Below are 14,964 nucleotides of genomic sequence, written 5' to 3'. Positions count from 1 at the left end.
CGACCTGCGATGGCACCGGAACGGGCATACAGGCCGCGGAACGGCTCGGGAAAGCCGCGATGACTTGCCCCCTTCCCCGCGACGAACGAGCGGCGCCAGCCGCCTCTCCTGCCCCGAACCATCGTCCTGCGCTGCTCATCCAACCGTACTCCCTCTTCTGCATTCTGCTTGTAGGAGAACTGCCGACCGTTTTCCCGACCGTGCGGTCGGCGAAAACTGAGTGTAACGGACGCGTTTCGCGCACGCCAACCGGGTAAGCCCGGACAGCATGTGCGCAATGGCGCGCGGTCTGCGAACGAACGACGGGAACAGGAAAAAACGGAGGGACGGCGCGAAGCGCGGAAGAGAGGCGGTGCGAATGCAGGCGTGCAGCAGGATGATCGCGCAGGCCGGTGCACCATCGAGGGAAATCCGTGCACGCAAATGAAAAAGCGCTGTTGGATTCCGTCCAACAGCGCTTTGGGGTCCGGGCACTTTGTGCCTCGATTGTCTCCTCGTTCTCCACCTGCAAATTCGTTTCGCGGTGCATCAGAACTAGGGTGAATCTTAAAGAGGCTTAAGCACCACGACAACTTAGCATTTACCCCTATGGTGCATCGCCGCACGAAAATGGGGCGCCAGCCGGCCGCGCGGTGCAGGCCCGGGCCCGCCGTGTCGCCCTCCCGGGGCGCGCCGGATGGTGCTTCGCATCAACGCGCGGCGACGCGCACGGCATGCTCACGACGACGCCCTGAGCGGCTTGATCCGCGCGACCATCTCGCCGACGATGCCGCGCCGGAACGCCAGCACGCAGGCGATGAAGATCAGGCCGGTGACGATCGTCGCCGATTCGCCGAGCGAGTGGAACCACGCGACGCCCGTCGTCGACGCGAGCCATTCGCCGATGTCGCCGAGCCGGTCTTCCAGCGCAACGATCAGCGCGGCGCCCAGGAGCGGCCCGAACAGCGTGCCCATCCCGCCGACCAGCGTCATCAGCACGACGAGGCCCGACATCGTCCAGTACGCGTCCGACAGCGTCTCGAAGCCGAGCACCAGCACCTTCAGCGAGCCGGCCAGCCCGGCCAGCCCGGCCGACAGGATGAATGCGAGCAGCTTGAAGCGGTCGGTGTCGTAGCCGAGCGAAATGGCACGCGCCTCGTTCTCCTTGATCGCGACGAGCACCTGGCCGAACGGCGAATGGACGACCCGCACGATGAACGCGCACGCGGCGACGACCACCGCCACGACGACGTAGTACAGCGCGACGTCGTTCGACAGGTCGAGCAGCCCGAACAGGCGGCCGCGCGGCACGCCCTGCAGGCCGTCCTCGCCGTGCGTGAACGGTGCCTGCAGGTAGATGAAGTAGACCATCTGCGCGAACGCGAGCGTGATCATCGCGAAATAGATGCCCTGCCGGCGGATCGCGAACAGCCCGACGACGAGCCCGAGCAGCGTCGCGGCGACGGTGCCGCCCAGCACGCCGAGTTCCGGCGTGAAACCGAGCGTCTGCATCGAATAGCCGGTCGCGTAACCGGCCGTCGCGAGGAACATCGCATGGCCGAACGACAGCAGCCCCGTATAGCCGATCAGCAGGTTGAACGCGGCCGCGAACAGGGCGAACGTGAGCACCTTCATCACGAACACCGGATACGCGCCGATGAACGGCGCGGCGAGCAGTGCGGCGAGCAGCACGCCGTAGAGCACTTTTCTCTGCATCATTTTTCCTTGCCGAAGAGGCCCGCCGGGCGAAACAGCAGCACGATCGCCATGATCACGAACACGACGGTGGCCGACGCTTCGGGATAGAACACGCGCGTGAAGCCCTCGATCACGCCGAGCAGCAGGCCCGTGACGATCGAGCCGAGGATCGAGCCCATCCCGCCGATCACGACCACCGCGAACACGGTGATGATCATCGGCTGGCCCATCAGCGGCGACACCTGGATCACCGGCGCGGCCAGCACGCCCGCGAACGCGGCGAGCGCGACGCCGAAGCCGTAGGTGAGCGTGATCATCATCGGCACGTTCACGCCGAACGCCTCGACGAGCTTCGGGTTCTCGGTGCCCGCACGCAGGTACGCGCCGAGGCGCGTCTTCTCGATCACGAACCATGTCGCGAGGCACACCGCGAGCGACGCGACGACGACCCACGCGCGATAGTTCGGCAGGAACATGAAGCCGAGGTTGGTCGCGCCGGACAGCTGCGACGGCACGTCGTACGGCTGGCCGGACGATCCGTAGATCGACCGGAACACGCCTTCGACGACCAGCGTGAGGCCGAACGTGAGCAGCAGCCCGTACAGGTGATCGAGCTTGTACAGCCAGCGCAGCATCGAGCGCTCGATCGCGATCCCGAACGCGCCGACGAGCACGGGCGCGAGCACGAGCATCGCCCAGTACGGCAGCCCGAAGTACGACAGGCCCATCCACGCGAGCATCGCGCCCAGCATGAACAGCGCGCCGTGCGCGAAGTTGATCACGTTGAGCAGCCCGAAGATCACCGCGAGCCCGAGGCTCAGGATCGCGTAGAACGAGCCGTTGACGAGCCCGAGCAGCAACTGGCTCAGCATCGCCGGCAACGGAATGCCAAAGATTTCCATCGACTTAGCCGTCAGAATGAGTTTCGTTGCGTGCGCAACCTTCATGCGTCGCACGCGCGGGCGGCGCAGCGGGCACATCGCCGCGGCCGCCACCGAGCGGCGCGCCCGCGCGCGCCGCTACGTCCTGCTTACTTCCACGCCGCGCAGCGCGTTTCCTGCTTGGTCCCGAACGCCTGCTCGCCCGGAATCGTCGCGAGCACCTTGTAGTAGTCCCACGGCTCCTTCGATTCGGACGGCTTCTTCACTTCCATCAGGTACATGTCGTGGATCATGCTGCCGTCCTGGCGGATGTAGCCCTTCGCGTAGAAGTCGTTGATCTTGATCTTCTTCAGCTCGGCCATCACCTTGTCGGAGTCGGTCGTGCCGGCGGCCTGCACGGCCTTCAGGTAGGTCGACACCGACGAGTAGTCGGCCGCCTGCAGGCTCGACGGCATCTTCTTCATCTTGCCGAAGTAGCGCTGCGCCCACTGGCGCGACGCCGCGTCGCGGTTCCAGTACCAGCTGTCGGTCAGCACGAGGCCCTGCGTCGTCTCGAGGCCGAGGCTGTGCACGTCGTCGATGAACATCAGCAGCGCGGCGAGCTTCATCGTCTTCGTGATGCCGAACTCCTTCGCGGCCTTGATCGAGTTGATCGTGTCGCCGCCCGCGTTCGCGAGGCCGAGGATCTGCGCCTTCGACGCCTGCGCCTGCAGCAGGAACGACGAGAAATCCGACGCCGACAGCGGGTGGCGCACCGCGCCGAGCACCTGGCCGCCGTTCGCCTTCACGACGTCCGACGTGTTCTTCTCGAGCGCCTTGCCGAACGCGTAGTCGGCCGTCAGGAAGAACCACGACTTGCCGCCCTGCTTAACCACCGCCGAACCGGTGCCCTTCGCGAGCGCCATCGTGTCGTATGCGTAGTGGACCGTGTACGGCGTGCACTGCTCGTTGGTCAGCGTGTCGGCGCCCGCGCCGATGTTGATGTAGACCTTCTTCTTCTCGGCCGCGACCTGGTTCATCGACAGCGCGGTGGCCGAGTTCGTGCCGCCGACCAGCAGGTCGAGCCCGCCGCGGTCCATCCATTCGCGCGCCTTCGACGCGGCGATGTCGGCCTTGTTCTGGTGATCGGCGTAGACGACTTCGATCGGCTTGCCGAGCACCTTGCCGCCGAAGTCGGCGACCGCCATGCGGATCGCCTCGAGGCCGCCCTGCCCGTCGATATCCGCGTAAAGCCCCGACATGTCGGTGATGAAGCCGATCTTCACGGTATCCGCCGCGTGTGCGGCGCCGGCGGTGAGCGCGGCAGTCGCGAGCGCGAGACAGGCCTGTGCGAGGGTCTTCATTTTCATTGACGTCTCCTGTTGTTCTGATGCGTTGTGGTTGTTCGAGGGCCGCCACGGCTAGCGGCCAGGCAAACGGGGCGGCGTCACACCCCGAGCAGGTCGTGCAGGGTCGGCATCTTGCTTTCCAGTTCGGCCGCCTGGAAATGCTCGACGATGCTGCCGTGCTCCATCACGTAGAAGCGGTCGGCGAGCGGCGCGGCGAAGCGGAAATTCTGTTCGACCATCACGATCGTGTAGCCGCGCGCCTTCAGCGCGACGATCATCCGCGCAAGCGCTTGCACGATCACCGGTGCGAGGCCTTCGGAAATCTCGTCGAGCAGCAGCAGGTTCGCGCCGGTGCGCAGGATCCGCGCGACCGCGAGCATCTGCTGCTCGCCGCCGGACAGCCGCGTGCCCTGGCTCTGCCGGCGCGACGCGAGGTTCGGGAACATCGCGTAGATCTCGTCGAGCGACATCGCGTGCTCGCGCGGTCCGATCAGCGGCGGCAGCATCAGGTTCTCCTCGCACGACAGGCTCGAGAAGATCCCGCGCTCCTCCGGGCAGTAACCGATGCCGAAATGCGCGATGCGGTGCGTCGCGAGGCCGATCGTCTCGTTGCCCGCGACCTTGATCGACCCGCTGCGGCGGCCCGTGAGGCCCATGATCGCGCGCAGCGTCGTCGTGCGGCCCGCGCCGTTGCGGCCGAGCAGCGTGACGACCTCGCCGCGATGCACCGTCAGGTCGACACCGTGCAATATGTGGGATTCCCCGTACCAGGCCTCCAGGCCCGAAATCTCCAGCGCGGGCGTACCGCTCTCGACGCCGCTCAATTCGCGTTCCTCCCGTTCGCTGTGCTTCATGCGTGCGCCCCCGCGAGCGCCGCGTCGGCACTGCCCATGTAGGCCTCGATGACGAGCGGATTCTTCGACACTTCCGCATACGAGCCTTCGGCCAGCACCTCGCCGCGTTGCAGGACGGTGATCGTGTCGGAGATGCCCGCGATCACGTTCATGTTGTGCTCCACCATCAGGATCGTGCGGCCGCTCGCGACCTTCTTGATCAGCGCGGTCACGCGGTCGACGTCCTCGTGGCCCATCCCCTGCGTGGGCTCGTCGAGCAGCATCAGTTCGGGCTCCATCGCGAGCGTCGTCGCGATCTCGAGTGCGCGCTTGCGGCCATACGCGAGCTCGACGGTCGGCACGTGCGCGAAATCGGTGAGGCCGACCTGCGTGAGCAGATCCATCGCGCGATCGTCGAGCCGTTTCAGCGTGCGTTCGCTGCGCCAGAAGTGGAATTCGGTGCCGAGCGCGCGCTGCAGGCCGATGCGCACGTTCTGCAGCGCGGTCAGGTGCGGGAACACGGCCGAGATCTGGAACGAGCGGATGATGCCGCGCCGCGCGACCTGCGCGGGGCGCTCGTCGGTGATGTCGATGCCGTTGAAGACGATCTGGCCGGCTGTCGGCGTCAGGAACTTGGTGAGGAGGTTGAAGCAGGTGGTCTTGCCCGCGCCGTTCGGCCCGATCAATGCGTGGATCGCGCCGCGCCGCACACGCAGGTTCACGCCGTTCACGGCGGTGAAGCCCCTGAATTCTTTTGTCAGTCCGCGTGTTTCCAGAATCGTGTCGCCGAGAATCATGTTCCCTTCCGTACGAAGTCAGGCGAAGCACCGGGATGCCTGGCGCAAGCGGCCGCGAACAGGTCAGCGGATCAGCGGGCTGCCCCCGGGCGCCGTGGTACGCCTCGAGGGTTGGTCTCCCGCGCCGACGCGTATGCACATTGCGCAACATTGTCGCGCCGTTGGTGCAGTGCAATCATCGGGATTTGCACTTAGAGGGCTGGCGGCCTGTCGCGCGCGGCTGTGCGCGATTTTTCGCCATGCTTTTTTGACACGTGCATCATCGCGCGTTGACCTGCCGCCATGCCCGGCACGCACGCAATGAAAAAAAAAGCCGCGCGACTGCGCGGCTCGCATGAATCGTGCCGTTCGAGCCACCGCAACGGCAGCTTGTTTCGCATAGCGAATCAGCGGGCGCGTTCATGACGGCCCGCTGTCGCGCGTGTCAGCGTGCCGTCACGCGGCCGTCACCGCGGGCTCGGTTAGCACCGGCGTCACTTCACGCGCCGCGCGGCGATCGGCGCGGATCATGTCGCTCGCACGCTCGGCAATCATCAGCGTCGGCGAATTGGTGTTGCCCGACGTGATGAACGGCATCACCGACGCATCGACGATCCGCAGCCCGGCGATACCGCGCACGCGCAGCCGGCTGTCGACCACCGCGCGCGCATCGTCGGGCCGCCCCATCCGGCACGTGCCGACCGGGTGGAAGATCGTCGTGCCGACGGCGCCGGCCGCCTCGATCAGCTCGGCTTCGCTTCGATATTGCGTGCCCGGCAGGATTTCCGCGGGACGATAGCGCGCGAGCGCCGGCGCGGACGCGATCCGGCGCGTCAGGCGCAGCGCGTTCGCGGCGACCTGTCGATCGTGGTCGGTCGACAGATAGTTCGGTGCGATCGCCGGCGCGACGCCAGGATCGGCGCTCGTGACGTGCACGCTGCCGCGCGAAGTCGGCCGCAGATGGCAGACCGACGCCGTGAACGCGTTGAAACTGTGCAGCGGCTCGCCGAAGCGCTCGAGCGACAGCGGTTGAACGTGGTATTCGAGGTCGGGGCGCGTGAGCGCGGGATCGTCCGGATCCGATTTCGCGAATGCGCCGAGCTGCGACGGCGCCATCGACATCGGCCCGCGCTGCAGCAACGCATATTCCGCGCCGATCATCAGCTTGCCCCACCAGTGCGCGGACAGCGTGTTGAGCGTGCGCACGCCTTCGACGCGAAACGCCATCCGCAACTGCAGGTGATCCTGCAGGTTTTCGCCGACGCCCGGCAGATCCTGCACGACGTCGATACCGAGCGCCTGCAGCCGCCGGCCGTCGCCGATTCCCGACAGTTCGAGCAGCTGTGGCGAATTCACCGCGCCGGAGGTCAGCAGCACTTCCGAGCGCGCCCGCGCGACGTAATCGGTGCCGCCGCCGTGATACTCGACGCCGACCGCGCGCCGCCCGTCGAAGATCACGCGCTGCGCCTGCGCGCCAGTGATCACGGTCAGGTTCGGCCGCGCCATCGCGGGGCGTAGGAATGCCTTCGACGTATTCCAGCGCACGCCGCGCTTCTGGTTCACCTCGAAATAGCCGACCCCGGTATTGTCGCCGCGGTTGAAATCGTCGGTGGCGGGGATGCCCGTCTGCTGCGCGGCCTGCGCGAACGATTCGAGGATCTCCCAGCGCAGCCGCTGCTTCTCGACGCGCCAGTAGCCGCCCGCGCCATGCGCGTCGCTCGCGCCCGCATGGTGATCCTCGCTGCGCTTGAAGATCGGCAGCACGCTGTCCCACGACCAGCCGGCGTCGCCGGTGGCTTCCGCCCAGCTGTCGTAGTCCTCGCGCTGGCCGCGCATGTAGATCATCCCGTTGATCGACGAGCAGCCGCCGAGCACGCGGCCGCGCGGATACGACAGCGCGCGCCCGTTGAGCGCCGCTTCGGGTTGCGTCTTGTACAGCCAGTCGGTGCGCGGGTTGCCGATGCAATACAGATAGCCGACCGGAATATGGATCCAGTGATAGTCGTCCTTGCCGCCTGCCTCGAGCAGCAGGACGTGGATGTCGGGATCCTCGGTCAGGCGGTTCGCGAGCACGCAGCCCGCGGTGCCCGCGCCGACGATCACGTAATCGAATTCGCCTTCGAGCGTACGTGGAGTACTCACGGCGTGTCCCCTTCTTCCTTGTTGTGCGCCGCGCGGCGCGATGCCGCGCGCATTTTCAGCATAGTGCGTCGTGGGCCGCGCTGGCGGCCGCGCGCGCCACGACCCGAGGAAGCGTACTCCCGCCGCCGGCCGCCGATCCAATGAGTTATGCTGAACTGCGTTATAAGCCGCGCTCATATCACGACGATGGATCTCACCCTGCTCCGCGCCTTCGCTACGGTCGCGCGCGAAGGCAACCTGACGCGCGCCGCCGTGCAGCTGCACCTGACGCAGCCGGCCGTCAGCCTGCAGATCAAGCATCTGCAGGAAACGCTCGGCGTCACGCTGTTCACGCGCACGTCGCGCGGGCTCGCGCTCACGCGCGACGGCCAGACGCTGCTGCCGCACGCGGAACGCGCGCTTGCCGCGGCCGCCGACGTGCAGCGCGCCGCTGCTGCGCTGCGGCACGAGGTGCGCGGCCGGCTGCGGATCGGCACGATCCTCGATCCGGGCTTCCTGCGGCTCGGCGGCTTCCTGCGCGCGCTGGTCGAAACCCATCCGCAGATCGAGACGGCGCTGCGGCACGGGATGTCGGGCTGGGTGATCGAACAGGTGCGCGCACGCGCGCTCGACGTCGGCTACTACATCGGCCGGCCGGGCGAGGACGATCCGCTCGACGGCGCACTGTTCCACACCGTCACGCTCACGCATTTCCAGTACCGCGTACTCGCGCCGGCCGGCTGGAAGGAGCGCGTGCAGCGCGCGCACGACTGGCGCGCGCTCGCCGCGCTGCCGTGGATCTGGACGCCGCCGGCGTCCGCGCACCACCGGCTGCTGTCGCGCCGCTTTGCCGACGCCGGCGCCCAGCCCGTGAAGGTCGCCGAGGTCGACCAGGAGCAGTCGATGCTCGACCTCGTCAAATCGGGGATCGGGTTGACGCTCGCGCGCGACTCTACCGCGCTGGCCGAAGCGCACGCGCATGCGCTGACGATCGTCGAGCGCGTGACGGTGCCGACCGAACTGACGTTCGTGACGCTCGCCGAGCGGCGCGACGAACCGGCGATCGCGGCCGCGCTGCGGCTGATCGACGCGCAGTGGGCGATATGAGTGTTGCTGATGTCGACGCAGCCGGCCGTGCATCGGGTTTCGGTGCCTGGCGCATGCCGCGGATCGCCGTCGCGGGCCGAATGACTACCGCGCGTCGTGTCGCCGCATTCCGTCCGCCCGTCACGCCACCATCGCAGGCTTTTTGCTAGATTGTGCGTTCGCACACCGCGAGACCCCGATTGAAGGAGACCCGCATGGCCCGCAACATCGAGATCAAAGCCCGCGCCCGCGAATTCGACCGGCTGCGCGAACAGGCGGCCAAGCTCGCGACCGAAGCGCCGCTGTTCTACCGCCAGCAGGATTTCTTCTACGACGTGCCGCGCGGCCGGCTGAAGCTGCGCCGCTTCGAGGACGGCACGCCGGCCGAACTGATCTTCTATCAGCGCGACGACCGCGACGGCCCGAAGGCGTCGTACTACACGCGCAGCCCGGTGACGAACCCCGACGCGATGCACTCGCTGCTGGCCACCGCGCTGACCACGCGCGGGATCGTGACGAAGGAACGGCACGTGTATCTCGCGGGCCGCACGCGCATCCACCTCGACCGTGTCGACGGCCTCGGCGATTTCATCGAGCTGGAAGTCGTGCTCGGCCCGGACGACGACGAGGCCGGCGGCGAAGCCGAAGCGCACGACGTGTTCGCGAAGCTCGGCGTGGCGCAGGACGATCTCGTCGCGGTCGCCTACGTCGACCTGCTGAATGCCGGCGCGCAGCACGAAGCTGCCTGATCCGGCCCCACGACGGGCGGTGCAGCACGCACCGCCTTCAGCCCCGCCGCGGCGTCACGCGGCGCCCGGCGCCAGGTGCGCGAGCGGCAGCGCGCCGTTGCGCTTGAAGGTCGTCAGCACGATGTTCGAGCGCACGCTGTCGACGCCCGGCACGCGCATCAGCTTCTTCATCACGAACTGCGACAGCGCGTTCAGGTCCGGCGCGACGATCCGCAGCAGGTAGTCGGCATCGCCCACCACCGCATGACATTCGAGCACTTCGGGCAGCACGTCGATCTGCTGCTGGAACTGCTCGATGATCGAATCGCCGTGGTGCTTGAGCTTCAGGCTCGTGAACGCGGTGACGCCGAGCCCCAGCTTCTCCGGGCGCAGCATCACGCGGTAGCCTTCGATCACACCGGCCGCCTCGAGCCGCTGCAGCCGCCGGCCGATCTGCGACGGCGACAGCGGCACCTCCTCGCCGAGCTGCTGATGCGTCGCGCGACCGAAGCGCTGCAGCACGTCCAGCAGCGCGAGATCGAAGTGATCGAGTTCCAGCATGAGCATTCTCCGCATTGATTCGTGATTTGATGCGCGATTATCGCATCAATCAACAAATTGGCGCCAACTATGCGCCCATTCCGCGCGCTACCCGCTCTACACTTGCATGCTTACCCACCACAGCGTGCAGAGCCTGATCATGTCCACCGTCGTCACCGCGAAACTGCAGGAGCAGTTCGACGCGGGCCTCGAAACCCGCGCAGATTTCACCATCGACCAGCCGCTGCAGCGCTACGGCCAGGTCGATCACGCGGTGTGGAAGCAGCTCTACGCGCGCCAGTCGGCGCTGCTGCGCGGGCGTGCCTGCGACGCATTCGTCGCGGGGCTCGGCAAGATCGAGCTGCCGGCAGACCGCGTGCCGTCGTTCGCCGACGTGAACCGCCAGTTGAAGCCCGCGACCGGCTGGGAGATCGTCGCGGTGCCGGGCCTCGTGCCCGATCGCGTGTTCTTCGAGCATCTCGCGAACCGGCGTTTCCCGGTCACCTGGTGGATGCGCCGCCCCGACCAGCTCGACTACCTGCAGGAACCCGACTGCTTCCACGACCTGTTCGGCCACGTGCCGCTGCTGATCGAGCCCGTGTTCGCCGACTACATGCAGGCGTACGGCCGCACCGCGCTCGCGGTCGCCGACGACGCAGCGGCGCTGGCGCGGCTCGCACGGCTCTACTGGTATACGGTGGAATTCGGGCTGATCCGCGATCCGCGCGGCACGAACGGGCTGTCGATCTACGGCGCCGGAATCGTGTCGAGCAAGGGCGAAAGCCTGTACAGCCTCGAAAGCGCGGCGCCGAACCGGCTCGGTTTCGACCTCGAGCGCGTGATGCGCACGCAGTACCGGATCGACACGTTCCAGAAGACCTACTTCGTGATCGACGATTTCGCGCAGCTGTTCGCGCTCGCCGACGTCGACGGCCGTGCGCTGGCCGACCGGCTCGCGGCGCTGCCCGAATTCGCGGCCGGCGCGGTGCTCGATACCGATCGCGTGCTGCACCGCGGCACGGGCGAAGGCTGGCCGGACGACGCCGACGCGTGATACGCCGGTGCGCCGCGGCCGGCCGCCGGCTGCCCGTCGCCCGTCGCCCTTTGCGCAACTATGAAACAATGAACGGTGCCTTCGCCGCGCGGCGCAGCCGTGCGCGGGTGCCGCTATCGAACGAGAGGTGCAAGATGATCCACAAGCTCACATCAGAAGAACGCAAGACGAAACTCGAGGGCCTGCCGCTCTGGACGGCCGTGCCGGGCCGCGACGCGATCCAGCGCAGCCTGCGCTTCGCCGATTTCAACGAAGCCTTCGGCTTCATGACGCGCGTCGCGATCAAGGCGCAGGAAATGAACCACCATCCGGAATGGTTCAACGTGTACAACCGTGTCGACGTCACGCTGTCGACCCACGACGCCGACGGCCTGACCGAACGCGACATCGAACTCGCGCTGTTCATCGACCGTGCCGGCGTGCACGCGCAACCGGCCGCCTGACGCATTCCCCTACCGCCGCGCGTCTTTCGATGCGCGGCGCGTCAACTTTTCATTTCGATGAACGTTTTCTAGGATGTAGTCAGCGAAAGCCTTCAGCTTTCCAAGCCATCCTTAAGGCGCACGTAAGTCTCGTACGCTTTCCGCGCCTTGGGGTCCAAACCTTCCAGTTGCAGCGCGCTTTCGCGCTGTACAATCAGCAGCGCATACGGCTTGGAGAGCGCGCTGGCCTCTTCGCAGAGTTTGAGTTCGTCGCCGCTCGACGGCGAGCGGGCGCGCCAGAAATTGATCGCGGCTTCTAGGTCGTGGATCGAAATATCGGACATGATTGGATTTAATCGTTCGCTGGCCGCCATGCTTGATGTCAGGCGATGCGGCGCCCCTGTGGAAACGGCGTCGTGCTGTCCGCGTGCCTGAACCGCCAACCCATTGTACTTGAGCGAACTTCATGCGACTCCTTCTGATCGAAGACGACCGCCCCATCGCACGCGGTATCCAGAGCAGCCTCGAGCAGGCTGGCTTCACCGTCGACATGGTGCATGACGGCATTTTTGCCGAACAGGCGCTGGCACAGAACCGCCACGAACTCGTGATCCTCGACCTCGGCCTGCCGGGCATCGACGGGATGACGCTGCTCACGCGTTTCCGCCAGACCAACCGCCATACGCCCGTGATCGTGCTGACCGCACGCGACGAGCTGAACGACCGGATCCAGGGCCTGAACTCGGGCGCCGACGACTACATGCTCAAGCCGTTCGAGCCGGCCGAGCTCGAAGCACGCATCCGCGCGGTGATGCGCCGCAGCGGCCCGCACAGCGACATGCCGCGTCCGGAAGTGTCGCTCGGCGGCGTCCGCCTGTCGGGCGTCGACCGCCGCATCTTCAACGACGACAAGCCGCTCGAACTGTCGCCGCGCGAATTCGCGGTGCTCGAAATGCTGCTGCTGCGTCACGGCCGCGTGGTCAGCAAGGCCCAGCTGCAGGATCACCTCACGCACTTCGGCGGCGATCTCGGCGACACCGCGATCGAAGTCTACGTGCACCGGGTGCGCAAGAAACTCGAGCAGTGCCGGGTCGAAATCGTCACGGTGCGCGGCTTCGGCTACCTGCTGCAGGAAATCCGCCAGACGGCGAGCGTCTGAGCGGCGCCGCGCGCCGGCCGGCCGCGTGCCGCCGGCGCGTGTGCGCCCCGCTCCGTTTCGCCGCCCGGCGTACGACCGCGCCGCTCCCCGTGAGCGGCGCTTATCCATTTGCCCGTCGAAATGTCTCCTGATCCGGCTGTGACCACCAGCCTGCGCCGTTCGCTGCTCCGGCGCCTCGCCGCCCCGCTGTCGATGCTCGCGCTGATGAGCGGCCTGATCGCCTACTGGCTCGCGTGGCAATACACGCAGCACGTGATAGACCGCTCGCTCGCCGATCTCGCCACCGCCATCTCCAAACAGATCCAGATCGCCGGCCCCGACGCGCAGTTCACCGTGCCGCCGCTCGCGCAGGCGATGTTCTCCGATCCGGCCGAAGCGCTGATCTACCGGATCAGCGACGGCGAGGAGGAACTCGCCGGCGATCCGAAGCTGCCGCTGCAGGGCATCAACGTGCGCCGCATGCATCACGCGTACGTGTTCGAGGCCGAATACGACAACCGCGCGGTGCGCGTCGCGCAGGTGCGCGTCGACAACGTCGAGGGCGGCAAGCCGATGGTCGTCGAGGTCGCGCAGCCGGTGCGGCACCGCTACCGGATCGCGGCCGAATTCCTCGTCGCGATCATGATGCCGCTGCTGCTGCTGCTGCTCGCGGGCTGGGGCATCGTGTGGCGCGTCGTGAACCAGCAGCTCGGCCCGCTCACGCATCTCGCCGATTCGCTGAACCGGCAGACCCACACGTCGCTGGAACCGGTCGACGAAACCGAGGTGCCGCTGGAGATCCGGCCGCTGACGAGCGCGATGAACGCGCTGCTCGGCCGCCTGAAGACCGCACTCGACGCGCAGCGCAAGTTCATCGCCGATGCCGCGCACCAGCTGCGCACGCCGCTCACCGCGGTGAAGCTGCACGCGGAGCAGGCTGCCGTCGCGCGCGATCCGCACCAGACCTTCGCCGCGGTGCGCGAACTGCGCGCGGCGGCCGACCGCGCGGTGCGGCTGTCCAACCAGTTGCTGTCGCTTGCCCGGGCGGAACCGGGCGAGCAGGCCGCACGCTTCGTCGACGTCGACCTCGCGGCGATGGCGTTCGAGACCGGTGCCGAATGGGTGCCGCGCGCGCTTGCGTCGCATGTCGACCTCGGCTTCCAGCGCACCGACGGCGCGGACGACGACGAAAAGCTGACCGTGCGCGGCAACCCCGTGCTGCTGCGCGAGGTGATCGCGAACCTGCTCGACAATGCGCTGAAATACGTGCCGCTCGCGCGGCCGGACGGTGCGCGGATCACGGTGAACGTCGCGCGCGGCGCGCTCGAGGACGGCCAGCCGGCCGCCGAGATCGTCGTGGAAGACAACGGCCCCGGCGTGCCCGCGAACCAGCAGGCCGACCTGTTCAAGCGCTTCTTCCGCGGCGACGCGCAAAGCGGCAACGGCGTCGAGACGGGTGCCGGGCTGGGCCTGGCGATCGTGCACGACATCATCGCGATGCACGGCGGCACCGTGTCGTACGAGGATGCGTCGGAGGGTGGTTCGCGCTTCGTGGTGAGGGTGCCGCTCGCCGCGCCTACGGAAAAGCCGGCCAGCGAAACGCCGGCTGCGGCGTCGACGCACTGAGCTCGAACTGAATGGTTCACGGCGGACAACCGCCGGGCCGCCCGCCAAGTAAGGGAAACAGCAAGGGCGGTGGCGACGCGGCAACCGTCCGCCCCAAACGACAGCGGCGGCGCATGGTGCGCCGCCGCCTGTCTTACTTCTTGCTCTTCTTGTCCTTCGACTTGGACTCGGACTTGCCGTCCCTCTTGTCCTTCTTCTTTTTCTTCTTCCCGCCTTCGTCCGACGTCGCGAGCAGCGTGCCGCGGCACGACGGCGCGCCGCAATGGCACGCGTATTCGCGCTTGAGCGTCTTCGTCAGCTTCGCGTCGATCACGAGGCCGTAGTCGTAGAACAGCTCCTCTTCCGGCCCGATGTCGCGCAGTGCATGGATGAACACGCGGCCTTTGACTTCCTCGGCTTCGCAGTTCGGTGCGCACGAGTGGTTGATCCAGCGCGCGCTGTTGCCGTCGATCTTGCCGTCGATCACGCCGCCTTCGTCCAGTGCGAAGTAGAACGTATGGTTCGGCTCGCTCGGGTCGTGCGGATGGCGGCGCAGCGCTTCCTTCCACGAGATTCGCTCGCCCTTGTATTCCACTACGCGCTCGCCGGCCTTGATCGGCGCCACGGCGAACACGCCCTTGCCGTGTACTCCCGAGCGGCGCACCGCGATCCTGCGTGAACTCATCGAACGAATCCTTGTGAAGACGACTTGAATGGAAGCGGCCGCGATCCCGGCCCGGCGTCGCGCCAAACGAAAACGCGGCACCGGTCGGTG

15 protein-coding genes are annotated in these 14,964 nt (G+C 67.1%); 6 read left to right on the top strand and 9 right to left on the bottom strand.

Annotated features, from left to right (window positions below):
* Nucleotides 1-717 precede the first annotated feature (717 nt).
* The 6 genes from AC5LXX_RS00455 to AC5LXX_RS00430 all read right to left on the bottom strand — a co-directional run bounded on the left by AC5LXX_RS00455 (nucleotide 718) and on the right by AC5LXX_RS00430 (nucleotide 7,637).
* On the bottom strand, nucleotides 718-1,695 hold the full coding sequence (locus AC5LXX_RS00455) for a branched-chain amino acid ABC transporter permease (protein WP_493410170.1): 978 nt from the start codon (nucleotides 1,693-1,695) through the stop codon (nucleotides 718-720).
* Nucleotides 1,695-2,579 carry a branched-chain amino acid ABC transporter permease gene (locus AC5LXX_RS00450; RefSeq protein WP_027783150.1) on the bottom strand — a complete coding sequence of 295 codons (885 nt, stop codon included), beginning with the start codon at nucleotides 2,577-2,579 and terminating at the stop codon, nucleotides 1,695-1,697. Before AC5LXX_RS00450 ends, AC5LXX_RS00455 begins: the two co-directional genes overlap by 1 nt.
* A 128-nt stretch (nucleotides 2,580-2,707) precedes the next feature.
* On the bottom strand, nucleotides 2,708-3,907 hold the full coding sequence (locus tag AC5LXX_RS00445) for an ABC transporter substrate-binding protein (protein WP_493410169.1): 1,200 nt from the start codon (nucleotides 3,905-3,907) through the stop codon (nucleotides 2,708-2,710).
* A gap of 77 nt (nucleotides 3,908-3,984) precedes the next feature.
* Entirely contained in the window at nucleotides 3,985-4,740 is a 756-nt protein-coding gene (locus AC5LXX_RS00440; RefSeq protein ID WP_124454606.1) for an ABC transporter ATP-binding protein, read from the bottom strand.
* Entirely contained in the window at nucleotides 4,737-5,516 is a 780-nt protein-coding gene (locus tag AC5LXX_RS00435; protein ID WP_006477266.1) for an ABC transporter ATP-binding protein, read from the bottom strand. The genes AC5LXX_RS00440 and AC5LXX_RS00435 overlap by 4 nt, the downstream gene beginning before the upstream one ends.
* 435 nt (nucleotides 5,517-5,951) lie before the next feature.
* A complete protein-coding gene (locus AC5LXX_RS00430) occupies nucleotides 5,952-7,637 on the bottom strand; it encodes a GMC family oxidoreductase (protein WP_493410168.1) in 1,686 nt (561 codons plus the stop codon).
* Between the two features lie 186 nt (nucleotides 7,638-7,823).
* On the opposite strand from AC5LXX_RS00430, the gene AC5LXX_RS00425 reads away from it, so the two are divergent.
* Entirely contained in the window at nucleotides 7,824-8,723 is a 900-nt protein-coding gene (locus AC5LXX_RS00425; protein WP_493410167.1) for a LysR family transcriptional regulator, read from the top strand.
* Between the two features lie 194 nt (nucleotides 8,724-8,917).
* Complete coding sequence (locus AC5LXX_RS00420; protein ID WP_493410166.1) at nucleotides 8,918-9,451, top strand: class IV adenylate cyclase; 534 nt, start codon at nucleotides 8,918-8,920, stop codon at nucleotides 9,449-9,451.
* Between the two features lie 54 nt (nucleotides 9,452-9,505).
* Here AC5LXX_RS00420 and AC5LXX_RS00415 read toward each other — a convergent pair whose 3' ends face one another.
* Nucleotides 9,506-9,991 carry an Lrp/AsnC family transcriptional regulator gene (locus AC5LXX_RS00415; RefSeq protein WP_006408082.1) on the bottom strand — a complete coding sequence of 162 codons (486 nt, stop codon included), beginning with the start codon at nucleotides 9,989-9,991 and terminating at the stop codon, nucleotides 9,506-9,508.
* 106 nt (nucleotides 9,992-10,097) lie between these two features.
* On the opposite strand from AC5LXX_RS00415, the gene phhA reads away from it, so the two are divergent.
* Together phhA and AC5LXX_RS00405 are read left to right on the top strand one after the other, a co-directional pair.
* Complete coding sequence (gene phhA / locus AC5LXX_RS00410) at nucleotides 10,098-11,024, top strand: phenylalanine 4-monooxygenase (RefSeq protein WP_493410165.1); 927 nt, start codon at nucleotides 10,098-10,100, stop codon at nucleotides 11,022-11,024.
* Between the two features lie 134 nt (nucleotides 11,025-11,158).
* On the top strand, nucleotides 11,159-11,467 hold the full coding sequence (locus tag AC5LXX_RS00405) for a 4a-hydroxytetrahydrobiopterin dehydratase (RefSeq protein WP_493410164.1): 309 nt from the start codon (nucleotides 11,159-11,161) through the stop codon (nucleotides 11,465-11,467).
* Between the two features lie 92 nt (nucleotides 11,468-11,559).
* On the opposite strand, the gene AC5LXX_RS00400 is transcribed toward AC5LXX_RS00405, so the two are convergent.
* Complete coding sequence (locus AC5LXX_RS00400; RefSeq protein ID WP_006401493.1) at nucleotides 11,560-11,790, bottom strand: DUF3717 domain-containing protein; 231 nt, start codon at nucleotides 11,788-11,790, stop codon at nucleotides 11,560-11,562.
* A 122-nt stretch (nucleotides 11,791-11,912) separates the two neighbouring features.
* Between AC5LXX_RS00400 and AC5LXX_RS00395 the strand changes: the two genes are divergently transcribed.
* Together AC5LXX_RS00395 and AC5LXX_RS00390 are read left to right on the top strand one after the other, a co-directional pair.
* Nucleotides 11,913-12,605 carry a response regulator gene (locus AC5LXX_RS00395; protein WP_006401494.1) on the top strand — a complete coding sequence of 231 codons (693 nt, stop codon included), beginning with the start codon at nucleotides 11,913-11,915 and terminating at the stop codon, nucleotides 12,603-12,605.
* A 120-nt stretch (nucleotides 12,606-12,725) separates the two neighbouring features.
* The gene (locus AC5LXX_RS00390; protein ID WP_493410163.1) at nucleotides 12,726-14,210 is read left to right on the top strand and encodes a sensor histidine kinase; all 1,485 of its coding nucleotides are present in this window, start codon (nucleotides 12,726-12,728) and stop codon (nucleotides 14,208-14,210) included.
* 133 nt (nucleotides 14,211-14,343) lie between these two features.
* On the opposite strand, the gene AC5LXX_RS00385 is transcribed toward AC5LXX_RS00390, so the two are convergent.
* Nucleotides 14,344-14,874: an SET domain-containing protein gene (locus tag AC5LXX_RS00385; protein WP_493410162.1), complete on the bottom strand. Its 531-nt coding sequence runs from the start codon at nucleotides 14,872-14,874 to the stop codon at nucleotides 14,344-14,346.
* Between the last annotated feature and the right edge of the window lie 90 nt (nucleotides 14,875-14,964).

The organism is Burkholderia torrens, assembly GCF_984668525.1.
This window is presented reverse-complemented; position numbering and strand designations above follow the sequence as displayed.

Excerpts from the sequence above, each read along its gene's own strand:
- AC5LXX_RS00455 (WP_493410170.1), bottom strand. The coding sequence starts at position 1,695 with ATGCAGAGAAAAGTGCTCTACGGCGTGCTGCTCGCCGCACTGCTCGCC.
- AC5LXX_RS00450 (WP_027783150.1), bottom strand. The coding sequence starts at position 2,579 with ATGGAAATCTTTGGCATTCCGTTGCCGGCGATGCTGAGCCAGTTGCTG.
- AC5LXX_RS00445 (WP_493410169.1), bottom strand. The coding sequence starts at position 3,907 with ATGAAAATGAAGACCCTCGCACAGGCCTGTCTCGCGCTCGCGACTGCC.
- AC5LXX_RS00440 (WP_124454606.1), bottom strand. The coding sequence starts at position 4,740 with ATGAAGCACAGCGAACGGGAGGAACGCGAATTGAGCGGCGTCGAGAGC.
- AC5LXX_RS00435 (WP_006477266.1), bottom strand. The coding sequence starts at position 5,516 with ATGATTCTCGGCGACACGATTCTGGAAACACGCGGACTGACAAAAGAA.
- AC5LXX_RS00425 (WP_493410167.1), top strand. The coding sequence starts at position 7,824 with ATGGATCTCACCCTGCTCCGCGCCTTCGCTACGGTCGCGCGCGAAGGC.
- AC5LXX_RS00420 (WP_493410166.1), top strand. The coding sequence starts at position 8,918 with ATGGCCCGCAACATCGAGATCAAAGCCCGCGCCCGCGAATTCGACCGG.
- AC5LXX_RS00415 (WP_006408082.1), bottom strand. The coding sequence starts at position 9,991 with ATGCTGGAACTCGATCACTTCGATCTCGCGCTGCTGGACGTGCTGCAG.
- phhA (WP_493410165.1), top strand. The coding sequence starts at position 10,098 with ATGCTTACCCACCACAGCGTGCAGAGCCTGATCATGTCCACCGTCGTC.
- AC5LXX_RS00405 (WP_493410164.1), top strand. The coding sequence starts at position 11,159 with ATGATCCACAAGCTCACATCAGAAGAACGCAAGACGAAACTCGAGGGC.
- AC5LXX_RS00400 (WP_006401493.1), bottom strand. The coding sequence starts at position 11,790 with ATGTCCGATATTTCGATCCACGACCTAGAAGCCGCGATCAATTTCTGG.
- AC5LXX_RS00395 (WP_006401494.1), top strand. The coding sequence starts at position 11,913 with ATGCGACTCCTTCTGATCGAAGACGACCGCCCCATCGCACGCGGTATC.
- AC5LXX_RS00390 (WP_493410163.1), top strand. The coding sequence starts at position 12,726 with ATGTCTCCTGATCCGGCTGTGACCACCAGCCTGCGCCGTTCGCTGCTC.
- AC5LXX_RS00385 (WP_493410162.1), bottom strand. The coding sequence starts at position 14,874 with ATGAGTTCACGCAGGATCGCGGTGCGCCGCTCGGGAGTACACGGCAAG.